The 21,218-nt window shown below is 51.5% G+C and carries 21 protein-coding genes, 1 tRNA gene and 1 other annotated feature; of the genes, 9 read left to right on the forward strand and 13 right to left on the reverse strand.

Translation table 11 applies throughout. The features are described 5' to 3' along the window. Positions 1–67: 67 nt before the first annotated feature. On the reverse strand, positions 68–1,627 hold the full coding sequence (gene rny / locus QOS46_RS09000) for a ribonuclease Y (protein ID WP_408611453.1): 1,560 nt from the start codon (positions 1,625–1,627) through the stop codon (positions 68–70). A gap of 624 nt (positions 1,628–2,251) precedes the next feature. Here rny and thrS point away from each other — a divergent pair. The 3 genes from thrS (at position 2,252) to QOS46_RS09015 (ending at position 4,977) form a co-directional block, all read left to right on the forward strand. Continuing rightward, a complete protein-coding gene (thrS, locus tag QOS46_RS09005; RefSeq protein ID WP_283609044.1) occupies positions 2,252–4,189 on the forward strand; it encodes a threonine--tRNA ligase in 1,938 nt (645 codons plus the stop codon). Between the two features lie 373 nt (positions 4,190–4,562). Further along, positions 4,563–4,636: transfer RNA gene (locus QOS46_RS09010), tRNA-Gly, on the forward strand. Further along, positions 4,609–4,977: a hypothetical protein gene (locus QOS46_RS09015; RefSeq protein WP_283609046.1), complete on the forward strand. Its 369-nt coding sequence runs from the start codon at positions 4,609–4,611 to the stop codon at positions 4,975–4,977. Before QOS46_RS09010 ends, QOS46_RS09015 begins: the two co-directional genes overlap by 28 nt. Here QOS46_RS09015 and QOS46_RS09020 read toward each other — a convergent pair. Then, positions 4,939–6,162: an MFS transporter gene (locus tag QOS46_RS09020; RefSeq protein ID WP_283609047.1), complete on the reverse strand. Its 1,224-nt coding sequence runs from the start codon at positions 6,160–6,162 to the stop codon at positions 4,939–4,941. The genes QOS46_RS09015 and QOS46_RS09020 overlap by 39 nt on opposite strands. A 329-nt stretch (positions 6,163–6,491) precedes the next feature. Between QOS46_RS09020 and QOS46_RS09025 the strand changes: the two genes are divergently transcribed. Next, a complete protein-coding gene (locus QOS46_RS09025) occupies positions 6,492–7,343 on the forward strand; it encodes an AraC family transcriptional regulator (RefSeq protein WP_283609048.1) in 852 nt (283 codons plus the stop codon). A gap of 86 nt (positions 7,344–7,429) precedes the next feature. On the opposite strand, the gene QOS46_RS09030 is transcribed toward QOS46_RS09025, so the two are convergent. The 10 genes from QOS46_RS09030 to QOS46_RS09075 form a co-directional block, all read right to left on the reverse strand. After that, positions 7,430–7,993, reverse strand: coding sequence for a GNAT family N-acetyltransferase (locus QOS46_RS09030; protein WP_283609049.1), 564 nt, complete (start codon positions 7,991–7,993; stop codon positions 7,430–7,432). After that, positions 7,971–8,639 (reverse strand): hypothetical protein, encoded by a 669-nt coding sequence (locus QOS46_RS09035; protein ID WP_283609051.1) that lies wholly within the window; start codon positions 8,637–8,639, stop codon positions 7,971–7,973. Before QOS46_RS09035 ends, QOS46_RS09030 begins: the two co-directional genes overlap by 23 nt. Before the next feature lie 346 nt (positions 8,640–8,985). Next, positions 8,986–9,360, reverse strand: a complete 375-nt coding sequence (gene rplL / locus QOS46_RS09040) for a 50S ribosomal protein L7/L12 (protein WP_283609052.1) — start codon at positions 9,358–9,360, stop codon at positions 8,986–8,988. Between the two features lie 41 nt (positions 9,361–9,401). Beyond that, positions 9,402–9,938: a 50S ribosomal protein L10 gene (gene rplJ, locus QOS46_RS09045; protein WP_283609054.1), complete on the reverse strand. Its 537-nt coding sequence runs from the start codon at positions 9,936–9,938 to the stop codon at positions 9,402–9,404. Between the two features lie 101 nt (positions 9,939–10,039). Then, positions 10,040–10,198 (reverse strand) — a sequence feature (ribosomal protein L10 leader region). A 60-nt stretch (positions 10,199–10,258) separates the two neighbouring features. Further along, positions 10,259–10,957, reverse strand: a complete 699-nt coding sequence (gene rplA / locus QOS46_RS09050) for a 50S ribosomal protein L1 (RefSeq protein ID WP_283609056.1) — start codon at positions 10,955–10,957, stop codon at positions 10,259–10,261. Positions 10,958–11,011: 54 nt separating this feature from the next. Continuing rightward, positions 11,012–11,437 (reverse strand): 50S ribosomal protein L11, encoded by a 426-nt coding sequence (gene rplK, locus QOS46_RS09055; RefSeq protein ID WP_009060576.1) that lies wholly within the window; start codon positions 11,435–11,437, stop codon positions 11,012–11,014. 119 nt (positions 11,438–11,556) lie between these two features. Then, positions 11,557–12,081, reverse strand: coding sequence for a transcription termination/antitermination protein NusG (gene nusG / locus QOS46_RS09060; protein ID WP_283609058.1), 525 nt, complete (start codon positions 12,079–12,081; stop codon positions 11,557–11,559). Between the two features lie 19 nt (positions 12,082–12,100). Next, complete coding sequence (gene secE / locus QOS46_RS09065) at positions 12,101–12,328, reverse strand: preprotein translocase subunit SecE (RefSeq protein ID WP_283609060.1); 228 nt, start codon at positions 12,326–12,328, stop codon at positions 12,101–12,103. Positions 12,329–12,346: 18 nt separating this feature from the next. After that, on the reverse strand, positions 12,347–12,496 hold the full coding sequence (rpmG, locus tag QOS46_RS09070) for a 50S ribosomal protein L33 (protein WP_009060563.1): 150 nt from the start codon (positions 12,494–12,496) through the stop codon (positions 12,347–12,349). A 209-nt stretch (positions 12,497–12,705) separates the two neighbouring features. Further along, on the reverse strand, positions 12,706–13,509 hold the full coding sequence (locus QOS46_RS09075) for a DUF7674 family protein (RefSeq protein WP_283609063.1): 804 nt from the start codon (positions 13,507–13,509) through the stop codon (positions 12,706–12,708). A gap of 599 nt (positions 13,510–14,108) precedes the next feature. On the opposite strand from QOS46_RS09075, the gene QOS46_RS09080 reads away from it, so the two are divergent. From QOS46_RS09080 to QOS46_RS09095, 4 genes are all read left to right on the forward strand, one after another. Next, complete coding sequence (locus tag QOS46_RS09080) at positions 14,109–15,182, forward strand: D-alanine--D-alanine ligase family protein (protein ID WP_283609065.1); 1,074 nt, start codon at positions 14,109–14,111, stop codon at positions 15,180–15,182. A 49-nt stretch (positions 15,183–15,231) separates the two neighbouring features. Further along, complete coding sequence (locus QOS46_RS09085) at positions 15,232–15,690, forward strand: DUF1934 domain-containing protein (protein WP_283609067.1); 459 nt, start codon at positions 15,232–15,234, stop codon at positions 15,688–15,690. After that, positions 15,662–17,356 (forward strand): arginine--tRNA ligase, encoded by a 1,695-nt coding sequence (gene argS / locus QOS46_RS09090; protein ID WP_283609069.1) that lies wholly within the window; start codon positions 15,662–15,664, stop codon positions 17,354–17,356. The genes QOS46_RS09085 and argS overlap by 29 nt, the downstream gene beginning before the upstream one ends. 186 nt (positions 17,357–17,542) lie before the next feature. Further along, positions 17,543–18,742, forward strand: a complete 1,200-nt coding sequence (locus QOS46_RS09095; RefSeq protein ID WP_283609070.1) for a homocysteine S-methyltransferase family protein — start codon at positions 17,543–17,545, stop codon at positions 18,740–18,742. A gap of 325 nt (positions 18,743–19,067) precedes the next feature. Here QOS46_RS09095 and QOS46_RS09100 read toward each other — a convergent pair whose 3' ends face one another. Then, positions 19,068–20,189 carry a CAP domain-containing protein gene (locus QOS46_RS09100; RefSeq protein WP_283609072.1) on the reverse strand — a complete coding sequence of 374 codons (1,122 nt, stop codon included), beginning with the start codon at positions 20,187–20,189 and terminating at the stop codon, positions 19,068–19,070. Between the two features lie 319 nt (positions 20,190–20,508). Here QOS46_RS09100 and QOS46_RS09105 point away from each other — a divergent pair, with 319 nt between their 5' ends. Then, positions 20,509–21,159 (forward strand): HAD-IB family phosphatase, encoded by a 651-nt coding sequence (locus QOS46_RS09105; protein ID WP_283609074.1) that lies wholly within the window; start codon positions 20,509–20,511, stop codon positions 21,157–21,159. The last annotated feature ends 59 nt before the right edge of the window (positions 21,160–21,218 follow it).

Consider the following 21,218-nt stretch of genomic DNA (forward strand, 5'->3'; position numbering starts at 1 on the left):
GGGAAATTCTCGCTGCCAACAAAAAAAGAGAGAACAAAATTGTTCCCTCTCTTCTGCCGCGGGCCGGTTACTTCGCGTACTCGATTGCCCGGCTTTCGCGGATAATATTGACCTTGATTTGCCCGGGGTACTCCAGATCCTGCTCGATCTTGTCGCAGATCTCGCGGGCCAGCAGCACCATGCGGTCGTCGTTGACCACTTCGGGCTTTACCATAATGCGAATCTCGCGGCCGGCCTGAATCGCATAGCAGCGCTCCACTCCGTTGAAGGAGGAAGCCACCTCTTCCAGCTTTTCCAGCCTCTTGATGTAGTTTTCCAGATTTTCGCGTCGGGCACCGGGGCGTGCGGCAGAAATCGCATCGGCTGCCTGTACCAGACATGCAATGACGGTTTTCGCCTCCACATCGCCGTGGTGGGCCTGAATCGCGTGGACAACCGCTTCGCTTTCTTTATACTTTCTCGCTACGTCTACGCCGATATCAACATGCGAGCCCTCGATTTCGTGGTCGAGCGCCTTGCCGATGTCGTGCAGCAAACCAGCTCTGCGCGCCAGTGTGGGGTCCAGCCCCAGCTCCGACGCCATAATACCAGAGAGATACGCCACCTCAAGAGAGTGGTTCAATACGTTCTGACCATAGCTGGTGCGGTAACGCAGCCGTCCCAGCAGCTTAATCAGTTCGGGATGGATTCCGTTCACGCCGGCTTCAATAACGGCGCGTTCGCCCTCCTGCTTAATGGTGGCGTCCACCTCGCGGCGGGCTTTTTCAATCGTTTCCTCAATGCGGGCAGGATGAATCCGGCCATCGGAAATAAGGCGCTCCAAGGCGATGCGGGCAACCTCGCGGCGTACCGGCTCAAAGCAAGACAGTGTAATCGCCTCCGGCGTGTCGTCGATAATCAGGTCCACGCCTGTCATTGTTTCAATGGCGCGAATATTGCGGCCCTCGCGGCCGATGATACGGCCCTTCATATCGTCGTTGGGCAGCGGCACCACAGAAATGGTCGCCTCTGCCACATGGTCGGCGGCACAGCGCTGAATCGCCAGCGAGATAATCTCGCGGGCGTTGTTTTCCGCTTCGTCTCTTGCCTGCTGCTCAAACTCGCGGATTTTGACGGCCTTCTCGTGCGTCAACTTGTCCTCAAGATTTTTCAGCATATATTCCTTGGCCTGCTCTACAGTGAAACCGGAGATACGTTCCAGCATGTCAAACTGGCTTTTCTTCACGGCTTCCGCTTCGGCGAGCCTTTCATCCGCTTTTTTGTTCTTGGTGTTAATCGCATTTTCCTTCGACTCAAGCCCTTCCAGCTTTTTGTCTAAGGTTTCTTCCTTTTGCTGAATTCTTCGCTCCTGCCGCTGGACTTCTTTTCTGCGTTCATTCAGTTCTCTCTCTGATTCCGTTCTTTGTCTGTGAATCTCGTCTTTGCCCTCTAGAATCGTTTCCTTTTTCTTCGCTTCAGCCGTTTTCATGGCATCGCTGACAATGCGCTTAGCTTCCTGCTCAGCGGAACCGATCGCGGATTCCGCGATTTTCTTTCTGTGGTTGACCCCTGCGAAAAAAGCAACTATCCCAAAAATAACAGCGCAGCCGAACGCTATTATCAAACATAACCATAGGGGAACATTCAAATTACGGACACCTCCTTGTTGTGAATTTTTTCATATTTTTTAATTCAAATTAATTAAGCCGGGTGCGTCAATCCCATAGATACACCACTTAGCGCATCTTGTTTCTAATTGTATTACTTTTACAGCCCCTCTGTCAAGAAAATTGATTGCGGAGCCGGACAAAATCGTGAAATATCACGAAGCACTTCGCTTGACAAGGCCGCCGCCGGGTGGTAGTATGAAACCAGAACACAGAAAAGCGTTGAAAAGAAGATCCGATTTCAGTGCTTTGCAGCAGAGAGCGCCCGTCGTCGGCTGAAAGCGGGTGCGGCAAAGAGAATCCGGATTACCGTCTTGGAGCGCGCGCCGAATAACCGTTCCCGGTTTAAGGCGTGACGGCAGGCACCGTTATCGGCCGCAAGGAGGGCAAAGCTGTTTTGTTTTGCCGAACCGGGTGGAACCGCGGGATTACAAGTCTCGCCCCAGGATTTTGGGGCGGGGCTTTTTTTATATCCAAATTCGCCGGAAAAGAAGCCTTACCGCAATAACAGAGCCTCCTTTCCCTGCCTACGGCTGGAAAAGGAAGAAGAGGCTTTTTGCGAAATGAATCTCTATCCAGAATAAATTGATTCAGGAGGAAGCACCATGATTAAAATAGCACTGAAAGACGATGTCAGAGAATATGAATCCGGAATTACCGTCGCGGAAGTGGCGAAATCCCTTGGCGCGGGCCTTTACAAGGCTGCCTGTGCCGGGCGCGTGAACGGCAAGGTGGTTGATCTGCGTACCCCTATCAGCGAGGATTGTTCCCTCGAAATCCTGACTTTTGATCAGGAAGACGGCAAGAAGGCCTACTGGCACACCACCTCTCACATTATGGCGCAGGCGGTGGGGCGCCTGTTCCCCGAAGCGAAATTCGCCATTGGCCCGTCGATTGAGCGCGGCTTTTACTACGACTTTGATCTGCCCCGCACCCTGACCCCCGAGGATCTGCCGAAGATCGAAGCGGAGATGAAGAAGATCATCAAAGAGGGCCTGCCGATTGAGAGGTTTCTCCTTTCCCCCGCCGAAGCAAAGCATCTGATGGAGGAACGGGAGCAGCCCTACAAAGTGGAGCTGATTGAGGAGCATGCGGACAAGGGCGAGGATATTTCGTTCTACCGTCAGGGTGAATTTGTGGATCTGTGCGCCGGCCCGCACCTGCTTTCCACCGGCAGCGTGAAGGCCGTCAAGCTGACCGCTGCCACCTCTGCCTACTGGCGCGGCGATTCGAAGAATAAGGCACTGCAGCGCGTATACGGCATTTCGTTCCCCAAGGCTTCGGAGCTTGAGGAATACTTGGCCAAGGTAGAGGAAGCCAAAAAACGCGATCACAATGTACTGGGCCGCCAGCTCGAATACTTTACAACCGTCGATTATATTGGTCAGGGCCTGCCGATCATGTTGCCGAAGGGCGCGCGTGTTCTGCAAACCCTCCAGCGTTTCGTGGAGGATACCGAAAAGAAGCGCGGTTACCTGCTGACCAAAACTCCGCTGATGGCAAAAAGCGATCTGTATAAAATTTCAGGCCACTGGGACCACTATCGGGAAGGCATGTTTGTAATGGGCGACGAATCGAAGGACAAGGAAGTATTTGCCCTGCGCCCGATGACCTGCCCCTTCCAGTACCAGGTATTCCTGAACCGTCAGCGCTCCTACCGCGACCTGCCGATGCGCCTGGGTGAAACCTCTACCCTGTTCCGCAATGAGGATTCCGGCGAGATGCACGGCCTGATCCGCGTGCGTCAGTTCACAATTTCTGAAGGCCACTTGATCTGCACCCCCGAACAGTTGGAAGAAGAGTTTAAGGGTTGTGTTGAGCTTTCTAACTTTATGCTCAAAACCCTTGGGTTAGATCAAGACGTCAGCTACCGCTTCTCTCAATGGGACCCGAACAACCGCGCGAAATATATTGGCACTCCGGAGCAATGGGATGAAGCACAGGGCGTGATGGAACGTATCTTGAATCATTTGGGAATTGAATACTCTATCGGCATTGATGAAGCGGCATTCTATGGCCCGAAGCTCGATATTCAGATCCGCAACGTATACGGTAAGGAAGATACCCTGATTACCATTCAAATCGACCAGATGCTTGCCGAGAAATTCGGCATGGAATTTGTGGATAAGGACGGCGTGAAGAAGAACCCCTATATCATCCACCGCACCTCTCTTGGCTGCTATGAGCGCACCCTGGCCCTGCTGATTGAAAAATACGCCGGTGCGCTGCCCATGTGGCTAATGCCCGAGCAGGTTCGTGTGCTGCCGATCAGCGAACGCCTGCACGACCAGGCAGATGAGATCAAACGTCAGCTCGAAGAGGCCGGACTTGAGGTTACCTGCGACCACCGCAGTGAGAAGATCGGCTATAAGATCCGCGAGGCGCAGCTCGAAAAAATTCCCTATATGCTCGTCATCGGCGACAAGGAAGTGGAGAACAGCGTTGTCGCTGTCCGCAGCCGTCGCGACGGCGACATCGGAACCATGCCTTTGTCGGATTTCATCACAAAAGCGACGGAAGAGGTTCGTTCCAAGACAAAATAAACAAGCACTTGTCAATATTTGCCTTTTTATTTCTTGATTCTGTAAGCGGAGCCAGACGGGAATCCCGTTTGGCTCCCTTTTTTTATTTCCGCTTTCTGTCGTTATGTAAACCGATAAACGAAGCAACTTTCCACCCTCTGTGTGAATAATTGATGGGGAAAACGGAGCAAAAGAGCTTGATCTCCCATGTTGTCCGTGGTTGTTTGTGGAAAAGTCTGTGGAAAGTGTGGAATAAAAAGGAAATCTTTCTTTATCTTAAAAACATTATGTTAAGTAGAGCAAAAAGAAGTGAGTTTTTTTAAAAAACACCTTGAAAACAAAATAGGAATATGATAAAATTCAATAGTTATAAAAGTAATTATATGCTCTATTCGCGGATGTAGTTTAGTGGCAGAACTTCAGCTTCCCAAGCTGACCGTGTGGGTTCGATTCCCATCATCCGCTCCAACGAAAAAGCCAGCCTTCAAGGCTGGCTTTTTGCAGATGCTTGGGATGAGAACCCAAGAAAAGTGGCAAAAGGGACGCAGGCTTTTGGATGGTGGGCAGAAAAACGGTTTTACCGCGGAACGCGTGCTATGGCCGCTACACCCGATTCCCATCATCCGCTCCAAAAGAAACAAGCCAACCTTTTCGGGTTGGCTTGTTTCTTTTGCGGTTGTTTGGAGATCAAACCCACAAAATTGACAAAAGGACACGAGAAAAAATTTACACCGGATAATATGGTGTTGCTGCACGAGCTTTTTTGGGTCTTACTCTCCATCTTCGCTATATCCACTGTGTATATGTAAATCAACCATCAATTTTCTTTTCTCCTTTACACTTTTCAATAGCAGCTCGTGCATAACAAACATAAGTGCCAATATCAAAAGCAGATACAGTGGCAGCAACGCTACACTAATATTATTTGCAATCACCCCAAACAGCGGAGGCATAAAACAAGTTCCCACATAAGCACAGGCCATTTGTACACCAATAATGGCCTGCGACCGATCCGCGCCAAAGTTTGCAGGGGTGGCGTGAATGATTGAGGGATAAATCGGTGCACAACCAAGACCGATCAAAATTAGCCCAACCAGTGTGGCATTTTCATTAAATGGCAGAAATAAGGCGGCAATGCCAATTAGGATGATGCACTCGCCTAAGCGCACCATGTTCGTATCATTCAGCTTCATCGTAAGAAAGCCGCAAAAACCCCGGCCAATGGTAATCCCGATAAAGAACAGGCCGGCAAAACCCGCCGCTGTTTCTGCCGAAACCCCTTTGTAAAGCACCAGATAGCTACTTGTCCATAAACCTGTTGTCTGCTCTATGGCACAGTAACAAAAGAATGTGAGCATCACTTCTTTTGCGCCGGGAATCCTCACAATCTGCCGCAAAGAGAGGGCCTTCTCCGTACCTTGATCGCTTTTGCTTGCTTCTTCTGTATCCCTGCTTTTCCAGAGAGGAAGACTAAACAGCAAAACGGAAGTCAATGCAATTTGCAGAACAGCAATATATCGATAACCCATACTCCAACTTTGTCCACCGGTCAAAGCATGACCCATAATGTATGGGCCAAGAGATGCACCAACACCCCACATACAATGAAGCCAACTCATATGACGGCTTGCATAGTGCAAAGCTACATAATTGTTAAGTGCAGCATCGACGCTCCCCGCTCCCAGGCCATATGGAATTGCCCACAAACACAAACTCCCAAAAGAAGGACTGATAGAAAAACCAAATAATGCAGTTGCTGTCATTGCTACACTGATTTCAGTGACCTTTCCTGTTCCAAGCTTCCGAGTAAGTCTGTCGCTTTGTAAACTGGAAATAATTGTTCCAAGTGCAATTATCATTGAAATGATACCCGCATAAGAAACGGGTACGCCAAATCCACCATACATTGACGGCCATGCTGAACCAAGTAAAGAGTCAGGCAACCCAAGACTGATAAAAGCGAAATAGATAACTAACAATAATATATGAACCACATTTTATTCCTCCGTATTTTTATGATAGAATTATATCATCATTAACGATGGATATATATCAATATTTTCTATTTTATATAATAATACCTTCAAACCGCTTGCAAGAAGATTCTGTATGTAACAACACAAGTGCCACTGTACGAAAATCCTGATTAACATGCAAGTTAAAAATAAGCCCTATCAGTTCACGATATTTTCCTGCATAATAAAAAACTCCTTGTTACCGATTACGTACTTGTGCTTCTGCAGCACCCTCGTTAATTTGTGCAGGGAAAGAGAGGACGGCAGGTCAATTCTTCGCTATACTTTTGGTAAGGAGAGAGAATGACATGGAATGGATGAACCGGTTAAACATGAGTATCCGTTATATTGAGGAACATTTGACAGAGGAGATTGATTACGAGCAGTTGGCCCAAATCGCCTGCTGCTCCCCGTATCACTTTCAAAGAATGTTTGCTTATATGGCAGAGGTCCCACTTTCCGAATACATCCGCAGAAGACGGATGTCTCTGGCGGCGGTGGATTTGCAGGATCGGGAAGCAAAAATTATTGACATCGCGATGAAATATGGTTACACTTCTCCCACCGCGTTTAACCGGGCTTTTCAAAGCGTTCACAAAACCGCACCCTCCTTGATCCGTGAAAAGGGTGCCAAAATCAAGTCATTTCCTCCGATCAGTTTTAAAATTACGATCAAAGGAGTGGAAGAAATGAACTATCGAATCGAACAGAAAGAGGCATTTCGCATTGTAGGGGTCTCTCAGCCGCTGTACCATGAAATTGAGAAAAACTTTGAGATTGTCCCTCAAATGTGGCAACGGGCCGCGGCAGACGGCACAGCGCAGCGCCTGGCGTCTATGATAGACAGCGAGCCCAAAGGGATCCTGGGGGTCAGCGTATGTGGCTGCACAGAGGAATGGAGATATTTGATTGCAGCCGCAAGTACGCAGGCCACTGGTGACAAACTGGAGGAATACACTGTACCGGCGTTTACCTGGGCGATCTTTTCCGGTGCAGGCCAATGCCCTCAGGCAATACAGAAGCTTGAGCAGCAAATTGTAACGGAGTGGCTCCCCACCTCGGGATATGAGTATGACAACGGGCCGGACATTGAAGTATATTTTAATGCCGACCCACTCAACGCACAATATGAGGTATGGATTCCCGTTGTGAAAAAATAAAAAGCAGCGCCGTATCCGACGCTTTGACAAAACAGAGAGGCCAGCCCAAAGCAGGGTTGGCCTCTCTGTTTCAATTGTGGCAAAAATCAGCTTTTTGCGCCTTCGAAAGACAACATATAATGTCGCACGTCCATCTTACTACCATCCCGTTCAAATCCGTCTTGCTCAACAGATATGCATTGAAAATCGAAGTGTCGTAATATTTTTTCGCTGGCAATATTATCAGCAACTACATCCGCATAAAAAACGGCAGACGGAGATTTTTCTTTCATTTTCATCAGCATCTCATCCACCATGTGAGTAGCAAACGCTTTTCCCCAAAAAATCTTTTTCAGTTGGTAAAAAACACCATACCTCTCTTGTGGCCCCTCCATGGGAATACAGCCGACTACACCCACGACCTCATCCTCCACCCGAATTACAAACACGTCGAAAGCAGACAAGTTATCAATTCTGCTGCGTATCTGCTCCAGTAAGCAGGGCGATGGAATCGCAGTGTAGCGAATAACATCCTCATCCCCCCACAAGTTCAACAGTTCTTCTGCATGGTGAGCAGAAAGGGGTTCCCATTTAAAATCGACGATAAAATCACCTCCTTTTTGGTCAATGTTCCCTCCTGAATGCAGATTATTTGCCGGAAGTCGGCTCAAAAGCGGCGAGAGGATTGCCGTCCAGAATCGTTTGCACCTCTTCGTATCCCTCCGGGAACGCATAATTGTACCGAGCCGGCAACGCAAAGACATACTTGGAATTCCTGCCCAGTTCACTGGGATTGATTGGTGCCGCACCGATGGAAAACTCTTCGTTTTGCAGTTGATTCCACTGCTCCAGCGTTAAGATCATGATCGGAATATCTTGACGCGGAACTTGGCTGGTCCATCGCGGGTCACGAATAGAGATCTGCGGGCCCTTGAACACCCGTGCCTTGCTTCCTGTGTTTTTAATGTCAGTTCCCTTCCACTCGCCATTTAGGATGGTGTAACCCTCAAAATCCTGTGGCAGGGCAACCGTAAAACCATAGGCTTTGTTCGTGTAAACCACCGCGTTCATCACACTGGAAGACGCATTCCCGGAATTTTCAAGAGCCGATTCCGAAGCAGAGGAACTCTCTGCCATACTGCCAGCCAGAGAGCCGGCAGGTTCACTCCCAGACTGAGATGTCCCCGGAGCTAGAGGGAAGCGCCCCTGAGTCACCCAAAAGAAAGCAATAGCTCCCACAATCAGAGCCAACAGGATACAAATTACAACCCAGAGTCTGCTCACTCTCGGTGATTTTTTCATATACTTTGCCGACACGGCAGCACTTCCTTTCCTCTATGCGCCAAACAGCGCCAATTGCCAAAAACATCTTTGTCATTGCTCCCGAACCGGTTTCATCGGAATCGGCAAAGCAAATCCTTCGCCCTAACCATAGCAGGCAGCAAACGGATTGTCAACAGAAAATCTTTCTTTTTCAGCCCTCCACAACCGGCTTTCCCCTATGTACAAGAAGAAAAGAACCACCCCACCGCAAACGAATTACAATCTGGCGAGCTGGTTCTTCCTTTGCGGTTGTAAAGACCGTCGGGCAACAGCGAAAATACAACAAAAAAGGACGCCGCGAAATAAATTCACGGCATCCTTTTGATTGCAACAAGAAATCTTATTTAACTTCGACTTCTGCGCCAGCCTCAGCAAGCTTCGCTCTGATTGCTTCAGCGTCGTCCTTGGAAGCACCCTCTTTAACGTTCTTGGGAGCGCCATCAACGAGTTCCTTCGCTTCTTTCAGGCCCAGGCCGGTGATCTCGCGAACAACCTTAATAACCTGGATCTTGTTAGCGCCGGCAGCCTTCAGCACAACGTCAAACTCGGTCTTCTCTTCTGCAACAGGAGCAGCAGCAGCCGGAGCAGCAGCAACAGCAACAGGAGCAGCAGCGGAAACGCCGAACTCCTCTTCCAGAGCCTTAACGAGCTCGGACAGCTCGAGAACGGTGAGAGCCTTAACATCTTCAATCAACTTAACAACTTTATCAGACATGGTGGAACCTCCAAATTTAAATTTTAAATTTTTTCAAGCAATCAGGCGTTTGCAGCCTGCTTTTCGGCAATCGCATTGAGCGCGACCACCAGGCCTTTCATTGTTCCGTTCAGAACAGTGACAAAACCGGTAATGGGGGCATTCAAGCCACCCAGAGCCCTCGCAACCAGAACCTCTTTCGAGGGCAGCTCCGCCAGCTCTTTCACCGCAGCGGCATCAACGGCACCGCCGTCAACAAAACCCGCCTTGATCTCGAACTTCTTATTCTTCTCCGCAAACGCAGACAGAATCTTTGCACCGGACACATAGTTGTCCTCGCTGTAAGCGATTGCAGTGGTACCTTCCAGTACATGATCCAGACCCTCGATCCCCGCGTCTTTCAGCGCACGGGACAGCAAGGTATTCTTGATCACGCGGTAGGTATCGCCGGCCTCACGCAGATCTTTTCTGAGTTTGGTGTCCTCGGCCACTGTGATGCCCTTATAGCTGACGATCACACCGACACAAGCGGACTTGAGGTTTTCTTTCAGTTCAGCAACATACTGTTGCTTTTCCGCTAAAATCTTCTCACTTGGCAAAAGTATTCACCTCCATCGATCCAAAGGAATCGTGCGTATTCTTAAGTTATTAAGCATTGCTGATTTTCACAAAAACAAACATCATGATTCGTCAGCACTCTCTAATAAACAAAAAAGCCTTTCCTGCAAGCGCAGGAAAGGCGTCACTTAGCTAAAAATAGACAATAAAGTGAACGGCTCTTTCCTCGGCAGGCCGAAACCGAAGCACGGTTTCATTAAGCATACGCACCTGCTGTCTTTGGATAAAGAACAGCTTTAGATACTATATCATTTTTCCGAAAGCTTGTCAAGAAAAAACCGCTCGGGCAACGAAGGGGAAATTACATTCCGCCTACCTTGCTGGGATTGATTCTGACGCCGGGGCCCATAGTGGAAGCCACAACGCAGGATTTTACATACTGACCCTTGGAAGCGGAGGGCTTTGCCTTTACAATAGCGCCAAGCAGAGCGGAGAAGTTCTCCTGCAGCTTTTCGGTACCGAAAGAAACCTTGCCGATGGGGCAGTGAATGATGTTGGTTTTATCCAGACGATACTCGATCTTACCTGCCTTGGCCTCTTTTACCGCTTTGGCGATATCCGGGGTTACGGTGCCGGCCTTCGGGTTCGGCATGAGGCCGCGCGGGCCCAACACTTTACCAAGACGGCCAACCAGACCCATCATATCGGGTGTGGTGATCAGCACATCAAAGTCCATCCAGTTTTCAGACTGAATTTTCTGAACCATGTCTTCCGCACCGATAAACTCAGCGCCGGCTTCCTCAGCCAACTTCTGGTTATCACCCTTGCAGATCGCCAAAACGCGAACCTGCTTGCCGGTGCCGTTCGGCAGAACGATCGCGCCGCGAACCTGCTGATCCGCATGGCGGCCGTCTACGCCCAACTTGACATGGACTTCGACTGTTTCATCAAATTTTGCGGTACCAGTCTTTACGCACAACTCCAGAGCATCCTGAGGATCATACAGCTTTGCGCGTTCAACCAGCTTGGCACCGTCTACATATTTCTTACCGTGTTTCATTGGTTTTCCTCCCTATTGAGTGGTAAAATCGGATTATTCCTCCCACCCGGGTGATCAATCTACGACTTCAATGCCCATGCTGCGCGCGGTTCCCGCTACCATGCTCATGGCAGACTCTACGCTGGAAGCATTGAGATCGGGCATCTTCTGTTCCGCAATCTTCTTGACCTGCTCACGGGTAATCTTTGCAACCTTAGTCTTGTTCGGAACACCCGAACCACTCTCGATCCCGCAGGCTTTTTTGATAAGAATCGCAGCGGGCGGAGTTTTGGTAATGAACGAGAAAGAGCGGTCTGCGTAAACCGTGATCACCACAGGGATAATAAGACCGACGTCGTTCTTTGTGCGCTCATTGAATTCCTTCGTAAACGCCATAATGTTGACACCGTGCTGACCGAGGGCCGGACCAACCGGGGGAGCCGGGGTCGCCTTGCCAGCGGGTATCTGGAGCTTAATAAAGCCCGTAACCTTTTGAGCCATTTTGTTGCACCTCCAAAATTCGTGGTAGATGGCGGAACAGCAGCGATTGCGCCGTCCCTCCCACAGGGGCAAGCCCCTCATAATGAGCGGAAATTCCGCTGATTATACTAAACTGTTGTTTAATCAGACACCAGCTCGGCCTGATCCAACTCAAGCTCTACCGGAGTCTCGCGTCCGAACATAGATACCGTGACACGAACACGGTTTTTGTCCAGATCCACTTCTTCGACCGTACCGACAAATCCTTCCAGCGGACCGTCCACAATATGGACCGAATCGCCCACCTGGTACGATACCTCCACGGTTTTCTTCTCCACGCCCATGCGCGCCACTTCCTCATCGGTAAGCGGAATCGGCTTGGACGTAGGTCCTACAAAACCGGTACAGCCGCGGATATTGCGAACCACATACCAGGATTCATCGGTGAGGGCCATCTTCACCAAAACATAGCTGGGGTAGATCTTGCGCTCCACTTCACGTTTCTTTCCGTCCTTGATTTCAGTAATCATCTCAGTCGGAACTCGGATTTCCTGAATCAAATCCTGAAGCTGGCGATTCTCCACCGTTTTTTCCAGGTTGGATGCCACTTTGTTCTCATACCCGGAATAGGTATGAATCACGTACCACCTGACGTCTTCCGGCATAGTTATTTCCTCCGCATACTCACTTCGCAATATTCATGAACAGCCCCAACAGATTCATAAAAACGGTATCCAGGCCGAAAATGAACAGACCGATAATCAGAATCATCGCCAGAACCACGCCGGTATTTTTAAACACCGACTTCGGGGTAGGCCAGACAATCTTCTTGAGTTCGTTTTTGCAGTCGCGGAAAAACTTCGCCACACCCAGGCCGAAATTGACGAGAGCGTTGGGTTTTTTCTCAGCCATCTGTTTTCTCCCTCCGACTTACTTCGTTTCCTTATGAACAGTGTGTTTCTTGCAGAATCTGCAGTACTTGTTCATCTCAAGCCTGTCCGGGTCGTTCTTCTTGTTTTTCATTGTGTCGTAGTTACGCTGTTTGCACTCTGTGCAGGCTAATGTGACTTTTACTCTCATGACGGCACCTCCCGTTTCACGGAAAATTATTGGATCCGTAAAGGACCACGGCCTCCCTCTTAAAAGGGCACAAAAAAATAACCCCTTATTTGAGGTATTTCATATTATAACATACTATTTGCCGGCGGTCAACTGTTTTTTTCACGCCCGACGAAGCCGGGTGCGCACCCGGCCGGCCTTTCGCCGGAGACGGAGCGCACCGGGTTCCGTTACACGTGATCATCAAGGGTTTGGAGCATCTCATCCGCATATTTCGGTTTCTTTTTCTTCTTTTCCGGCCGGATTTTTTTGCCCTTGAGTGCCTTGGCTTTGTCGTATACCTTGGAAAGATCCTCGCTGAAGTTTTTGCTCAGGTTCTCAAGCGCCTGCTGGTCGTTGATCCCATTGAGCAGAACAATCGTGATAATGGAACGAACGTCCATATCACCATGCTCATATATTTCATTCAGAACATTGCACAGCTTTTTAAACGGCTCGGTACCCGAATAGGTTTTCGCCAGCTGCTCTACACGGCTTACCACATGCTCGCGTGTAAAGGTAACGCTGCGCACGGTTCCATAGGTGGCCCGCTCCTGCGCCAGCTCAGCACGCAGCTCTGGGAAAATACTGGCCAGACGGTTAAAGAAGAACAGGGGGTCGGTTGTCGCATCCTCGTCCTTTTTCTTTCTCTTTTTCTGCTGACGTATCAGCTCCTTACGGCTGCTGCCGCCCAGCGTTTCTGCGAAATCCTCCGCAATGCTTGCCGCGTAGGCTGCGGTGTCGGCTTCGGGGTCAAACGCCCAAGAAGAAAGCTTCTTCCACTGATTGTCCGGCTTGGCATCCGTTACCCCACAGGCGCGCAGATGAAACAGCTTTGTCGCCCGCTCATACAGCACGCTGTACGCCGCGTCTTCGCTGAGATAAACCGCAGCCTGTCCCTGTTCCTCCTGCACGTCCTCCTTTCTTTGGAATCCCTGCTCCAAAAGAACGGAACGCACCTTTTCGGCAATCAGGTCAAATGCTTTTTGTTCCAACTGTCATCACTCCTGCTATTGTAATCAACCAAAGGAATCAAATCGTGTTCGAAAGTGCTGTTTTGTCTTCCCCATAGGCAGGGATACAAAACAGCATCATTTTACTCTAGCTTATGAATACTGCCATTCATCTGGGCGCAGCCCATAGATCGTTCTGTATTGAAAACACGTAGTTTAGTATACACTATTTTTTACGGCTTGTCACTAAGAAGCACTTCCCTTCCGGGAATATTTATTATTATGAAGAAAACCGCTGTTTTCCGCCGGCCGAATAGACAGGGAGGCTGCGTTTTGTCGCGTCACGCATCCCAAAAATTCTGGCCGGTGAATATTGGGAGAATTCACACTCTGCTTATGCGCGCTCCGCGGTATAAAACCGCGGAGCATTTTTGTTGAGTGGGATCACGCAAAAATTCAGGGTGACCCCAGAGATCCCGCGAATTTCGCATTGCGCCCGCCGCCCGCTTGTGCTATGATATATATTTGAAATATTGTATCTTGCCGCAGTGCATGAACCGCGCTTCTGCTGGCGTATCATAACAGCAGTAGATACCTGTTTGGAGCGCAGCGTGATTTTGCAAGAATACGGAGGGAATATCATGTCAAAAACAACTGTCGCCGTTCTGTTCGGCGGCTGCTCTACCGAGCATGAGGTTTCGCGCGTTTCGGCGGCCTCTGTGATTCAGAATATCCCACAGGACAAATACAACGTCGTCAAAATCGGTATTACGAAGGAAGGCCGGTGGCTGCTGTTTTCCGGTGACCCGGCCGAAATGCCTGACGGCAGCTGGGAACAAAACCCCGCAAACCGCACCGCGCTGATTTCGCCCGACCGCACGGTTCACGGCATTCTGGCCCAAACCGAAACCGGCTTTGAAACCATCCCTGTGGATGTGGTGTTCCCGGTGCTGCACGGCAAAAACGGCGAGGACGGTACTGTGCAGGGCCTGCTGCAGATGGCGGGCATTCCGTTCGTGGGCTGCTCGTCACTTGTTTCCGCGGTGTGCATGGATAAGGCGATCACCAACAGCCTGCTCGAAACCGCCGGAATCCCCCAGGCCCATTACCTGTGGTTCTTTACCGACAACTACTTCACCGGCGCGGAGAAAATCTGCAAAAAGATTGAAGCACGCCTTGGCTACCCCGTATTCGTAAAGCCCGCAAACTCCGGCTCCTCCGTTGGAGTCAGCAAGGTTACCCGCCCCGAGGATCTGGACGCTGCCATTCAGCGCGCGGCCCGCGAGGACATCAAGGTCGTTGTGGAGGAAGCCGTCGTCGGACAGGAGGTCGAGTGCGCCGTTCTGGGGCTTTCGCGCCCCGAAGCCTCAATCGTGGGTGAAATCGCCTCCGGCGCAGACTTTTATGATTACGACGATAAATATAAAACCGGTGCTGCAAAGCTGTTCATCCCCGCCCACATCCCGGAGGATATCGCCGAAGAGGTGCGGGAAAACGCCCTGCGGGCCTACCGCATGCTTGGCTGCAGCGGCCTTGCGCGCGTGGATTTCTTTGTGCGTAAAAGCGACGGCGCCGTTCTGCTCAACGAGCTGAACACCCTGCCGGGCTTTACCAGCATCAGCATGTACCCCAAGCTCTGGGAGGCCTCCGGCCTGCCCTATCCCGAGCTACTGGACCGCCTGATTCAGCTGGCTTTTGACAAAGTGTATTTCTGATTGCGATGCTTCCGGTTTACCGGAGGGCACCGGAAGGAGAGGATCATTCATGCAGGAAAATTATTGGATCAATATCGTCGGCCGACAGACGATCGACGATGATGTGGGTGAAGTGACCCTCACAACCCTTGGCTCCTATTTAACCAAGGGCGACACTCGCTTTATTGTTTATAAGGAATATGACCCCGACCACAACAACGCAGCCATCACCTCTGTGCTGAAGGTAGACGGCAGCAATACCGTCTCACTGATGCGCGGCGGCGGAAATACCCGCCTGATTCTTGAAAAGGGAAAGCGCCACCAGTGCCAGTATGATACCGGCTTTGGCGCTCTGATGGTTGGTGTGTTCACCAGCGAGGTGGATTCCCGCCTTCACGACAAAGGCGGCGAGCTGGCCGTAAACTATACGCTGGACATCAATGCGGATTTGTCCAGCATCAATGAAATCCTGATTACCGTCAAGGAGGCAGAACAGAAAGATGTCGAAACTAGTACAGCAAGCCACTGAAGAGCTGAGAGAAGCCATTTTGAACGCCGTGGGCCGCGCGGTGGCCGCAGGGGAACTTTCCGCTGAGCCAATGCCCGCTTTTACGCTCGAAATTCCGGCAGACCGCGCCCATGGGGACTGGTCTGCCAACGCCGCGCTGGTTTCGGCCCGCGCATTCCGTCTGCCCCCGCGTAAAATCGCCGAGCTGATCACAAAGCATCTGGTACTCAGCGGTACTTATTTTGACCGCTACGAAATAGCGGGCCCGGGCTTTTTGAACTTCTTCTTCTCCTCCCGCTTTTATGTGGATGTGCTGAAGGACATTGCCGCGCTGGGCAGCAACTACGGCCGCAGCAATTACGGCAAAAAGAAAAAAGTGATGGTGGAATTCGTTTCCGCCAACCCCACCGGCCCCATGCACATGGGCAACGCCCGCGGCGGCGCTCTGGGAGACTGCCTCTCCGCTGTTCTGGATATGGCGGGCTTTGAGGTATGGCGCGAGTTTTATGTCAACGATGCCGGCAATCAGATTGAAAAATTCGGTGCTTCTTTGTCCGCCCGGTACCAACAGCTCTTTTTGGGTGAGGATGCCGTGGAGTTCCCCGAGGACGGCTATCAGGGAGAGGACATTAAGGAAAATACTAAGCTGTATGCCGATGAGTTCGGCAAAAAGCTGCTGCAGGCCGACGAAGAAACCCGCCGGCGCGAACTGGTAGAATATGTTCTGCCCCGCAACATCCAAAAAATGAAGGATGACCTGAAAAAATACCGTATCGAATACGACCAATGGTTTTTGGAAAGCACTCTGCACAATGATGGCGAGCTGAAGGAAGCGCTGAAGCTTCTGACCGATCGAGGAGTCACCTATGAAAAGGATGGCGCTTTGTGGTACCGCGCCACCGACTTCGGTGCGGAAAAGGACGAGGTGCTTGTTCGCCAGAATGGCAACCCCACCTATTTTGCGGCGGACATTGCATACCATCGCAACAAGATTGAAAAGCGCGGCTATGATCTGTGTATCGATGTTTGGGGCGCCGACCACCACGGCCATGTTGCCCGTTTAAAGGGCGCGCTCGACGCGATTGGCCTGAAGGGAAGCCAGCTTGACGTTGTGCTGATGCAGCTTGTGAGGCTCACCCGCGACGGCCAGGTTGTGCGCATGAGCAAGCGCACCGGAAAAGCAATTCAGCTGGCCGATCTGCTCGACGAGGTGCCCGTAGACGCGGCGCGCTTCCTGTTTAACATGCGCGAGCCGAATTCGCAGATGGAATTCGACCTGGATCTGGCCGTGCAACAGGATTCCCAGAATCCCGTCTATTATGTACAGTATGCCAACGCCAGAATTTGCAGTATCCTGCGGAACTTGGCGGCCGACGGCATCGCCCCGCGCGAATGCACCAACAGCGAGCTGGCCCTTCTGACCGCGCCCGAGGAGTTGGAGCTGATCCGGCATCTGTCATCGTTTACTGAGGAGATCGTGCAGGCGGCCAAGGATTACGACCCCGCGCGCATCAATCGCTATGTGATCACGCTGGCAACGCTGTTCCACAAATTCTACAATACCTGCCGTGTCCGCGGCGAGGAAGAAAGCCTGACGGCAGCGCGTTTGGCTCTTTGCACGGCGGTTACCACCGTCATTCGCAATGTGCTTTCCATGTTTAAAATTTCAGCGCCCGAGTCGATGTAAAAAACGCACTGTGTTCCCCGCCAACGGCAGGGGGAGCATAAAATCACTTTCATTTTACTTTTATGGCAAAGCCGCACATTCTGAAACCAGAATTTCTTCCCCGTCTATGACGGGGTGGGAAATTCATAGGCTTTTAAAAGCCGCTTTGCTGTCAAATTTCAGGATCAATTACAGGAGGATGTCATCATGAATGTTCCTTGGAGGCTGCCTTTCCTTTTGGGCGGCCCTGCCGCGGAAGATTTTCACGTTTCTTCCGCCGGCAACGATCTGAGTGCAGAACAATGGCTGCTTCAGAACGGTGAGCTTCTGCGGAAAAAGCAGGAAGAGTGGCTGTCTACCGGAATTGGCGGCCTGTGTGCCCCTACCGCCTTTTCACATGCCTTTTCCCCCGACCGCGAGGCTCTGCGGGAGCAGGTGCGCCTGCTGAACGCCGGGCTTCTGGAAATAACCCGTCAGTCGGCGCAGCGCTTTGGGGTGCCGGTAGGCGCGCGGGTTGGCGGCAGCGGGCTGTTTGTGCCCCCCTACGGTGAAGCGGATTTTGACGACATTTACGATGGCTACCGCGACCAAATCCGTGTACTGGAGCAGGGCGGCGCAGAGTTCATTCTGATTGAGAATCAATCCTCGATGGCAGACATGCGGGCGGCGGTGCTGGCCTCCCGTACCTCCGACTTTTCTGTTTTTGTCACCCTTTCCGTGGACGAAAGCGGTAAAACCCTTACGGGCTGCTCGCTGCTGCCCGCCGTGATCACCCTGCAGGCTATGGGCGTGGAAGCGATCGGCCTTGGCGGCCCGATGCCTCCACTTGAAATGCTCCCCTTGCTGAAGGAAGTGATTCCCCACGCGTCGGTTCCGCTGTGCGCGATTCCCTCCGCCGAAGGGCTTTCGCCCGAAGCGTTTGCGGAGCAGGCACAGGCGCTGCTCCGCGCAGGGGTTCCGGTGCTGGGAATCGGCGGTGATCAGACTCCCGCGCATTGGCAGGCCCTGCGGCAGAAGGCACAAGAGCCCTTTGCGTTCGGGTCGGATTATGCCGACGCGGACAATTATGCCGCCGCAACGGAAAACGAGGCCTTCTTCCTCGGCAGCGACATCACCCTGAGCGAGCCGATTGAATGCTCGATTGCGCTGGAGGAAGACCTGATTGATCTGGACGACGAGCAGGTCAACGCCGCTCTGATTGAACTCAACACGCTGGATGACGTGATGCTGCTCTCTCAGTTCGGCTCCGTCACCCGCCTGCCGCTGGCTGTACATACCGACAGCCGTACAATTCTGGAGGCGGCCCTGCGCTATGTACAAGGGCGGCTGATCGTGGACACCAACTGCCAGATTGATCTGGAGCTGATCGAACGCACCGCAAGCAAATATGGCGCAATTGTATATTGATTCAAAAATCCCCCGGCTAAGCCGGGAGATTTTTGCGTGCAAAACAGACAGATCGCCGAAGGCACAAGGCTAAGCGCTGTAATAAAGGAGCATCCTTGTCGTATATAACTGATATTGCAGTGAACTCAACGAGGTAAGCACAAATGTGAAACCGGTCACGGTCGCGTGACCCTCCGAAACACTGAGAAGCCGCGAAGAAAATCTTCGCGGCTTCTTTCATTACTATAAAAAGGATGAACTTTTCATGTGCTTTCTCAGGGGAACCGTACCAAGTCCATACTGGATTCGGCCGATCCTAACCCTGTCATCGCGCTGTTGGCGAAAATCAGCCGATGAACTCCTGAGTCCAATAGTTGCCGTCAGAAACATAGCCCACGCCGATCTCGGTATAAGCGCTGTTCAGAATGTTGGCTTTGTGGCCCGGAGAATTCATCCAGCCCTCCATAACGGCTTCGGGGGTACGGTAGCCCATGGCGATGTTCTCGCCGGCGGTGCGGTAAGTAATCCCGAATTTCTTCATCATATCAAACGGAGAACCATAGGTGGGGCTGGTGTGCGAGAAGTAGTTGTTGTCGTGCATATCCTGCGACTTGGCTCTCGCCACGTTGGACAGCTTCAGGTTCATGGTCACGGATTTCAGGCCGGCCTTGGCACGCTCCTGGTTAACCAGCTCGACAACCCGCTCCTCAAAGGTCAGCGTATCGGAGGGCTTTGCGGAAGAAACCGCGCTGGAGCTCGACTGGCTGGAGGACGGTGTGCTGGAAGAAGCACTGGACGAGGAGCTGGAGGGTTTGCTGGATGTGGCCTGACTGCTGGAAGAAGAGCTGGAGGGCTTACTGGAAGCCTGACTGCTGGAAGGCTTGCTGGAAGCCTGACTGCCGGAAGAAGAATTGCAGGAGGAACCCGTGCAATTGGTGGTCTTACCGGAGCAGGAAGAACCAGAGTTACCGCAGTTTTTCAATGAGGCCAGGGAATCAGGTACCGAAACACCGCAGCGTTCCAGCACCTGGCGGAAACAGTTGGGTACGTTCGCCGCGCAGTTGGAAGAAGTACCGTTCGCACATTCCGCCTGTTTGCAGGAGACCTTATCCAACACAGCGGAGAGCTCCGGAATTGCGGAAGCCGTCGGGCAGGTGCTGGTGGTCTGTGCCTTCACGGCGGTGTTGCCGGTGCAGTTCGAAGAACCGTAAGAAGTTTTTGAAGCCGCAGTAGTGGCTCCGCAGTTTTGAGAGGATGCGCTCTTTCCGGCAGATGTAAGCGCCTGACTGACTGCCTTTTCCACCGCACTGGAGCCTGTGCTCGTAGTCTTTGAGGCAGTGCTGGTGGGGCAGGATGTAACGTTCCCCGAGGTTTGTACTGTTTTCTGCTGGTAAGCAACCGCAGATGCTGTGACGGTAGAACCGATTGCCACCGCTAATACAGTGGCGTATAACCTACGTAATTTCATAGAATGTACCTCCTTGGTAAAGCTTGTAATAACTTGTCATAAGTGTAACACTTTTGTAACATATTGCAAGCTGTAAATTCTGGCAGCTTTCCTGCCGAAATTGAACAGGTACAAAAGCAACGCTAAAAAAGCAATGGTTCAGCCGGTCAATCACGCGCCGTATTCCCTTGAAAAAACGTCGGGAAACGCCTCTTAAGGCAGGGCGGCGGTGCTTTGTCTTGTAAATAATGTTAAAAGCAGTATCTTCTGGCATTTTGCTTTTCTCCGCTTTGACTTTCCGCTATAATGAAAGAATCAACCGTAGGAGGGACTTTCGTTCATGCAGGAACCTTATTTTATATTTGATCTGGATTCAACCGTCACCCGGGAAGAGCTGCTTCCGCTGCTGGCTCAGCAGATCGGAATGGAACAAAAATCGAGTGAGATTACAGAGCAGGCCAGACGCGGCCTTCTCCCCTTTGAAGAGAGCTTTCGGCTGCAAATTGAGCTGCTGCGTCAAATCCCCATTGCTGACGCCCAAAAAATTGCCGGCGAGATTGCCCTGAACGAGCGCCTGGCTGCCTGGATTCGCGTTCACCGCGAGCGCTGCTTTTTAGCGACTGAGCACCCGGATGTATGGACGCAGCCGCTGCTACGCCGTCTTCAAATGGAGGGGCGATGTTTTTCCTCCAAAACCATTACGAGAAACGGATACATAGACCGTATTTCCTATTATCTGAACAAAAAGGAGATTGTGGGGCATTTCCCCACTCCTGTTGTGGCCGTCGGCGACGGGGCCAGTGACGCCGAAATGCTGAGCCTGGCCAGCGTAGGGATCGGCTTTGGCGGTTCACGCCCAATAGCGCCCACTGCGCGCGACAGCGCCGATTACTGCGTGTTTGACGAGCAGCAGCTCTGCGCTTTGCTCGATCATTTGGCCTGTCTTCAGCCAATCGCATCCACAGCGGCTCCCTCTTTGCTGCGGATTTAAGATTTCTTCAGCCGTGGTTTATACCATTTGCAAGAAAACAATTACCACTGCTTCATGAC

This window comes from Faecalispora anaeroviscerum (assembly GCF_947568225.1).
Taxonomy (GTDB): Bacteria; Bacillota; Clostridia; order Oscillospirales; family Acutalibacteraceae; genus Faecalispora; species Faecalispora anaeroviscerum.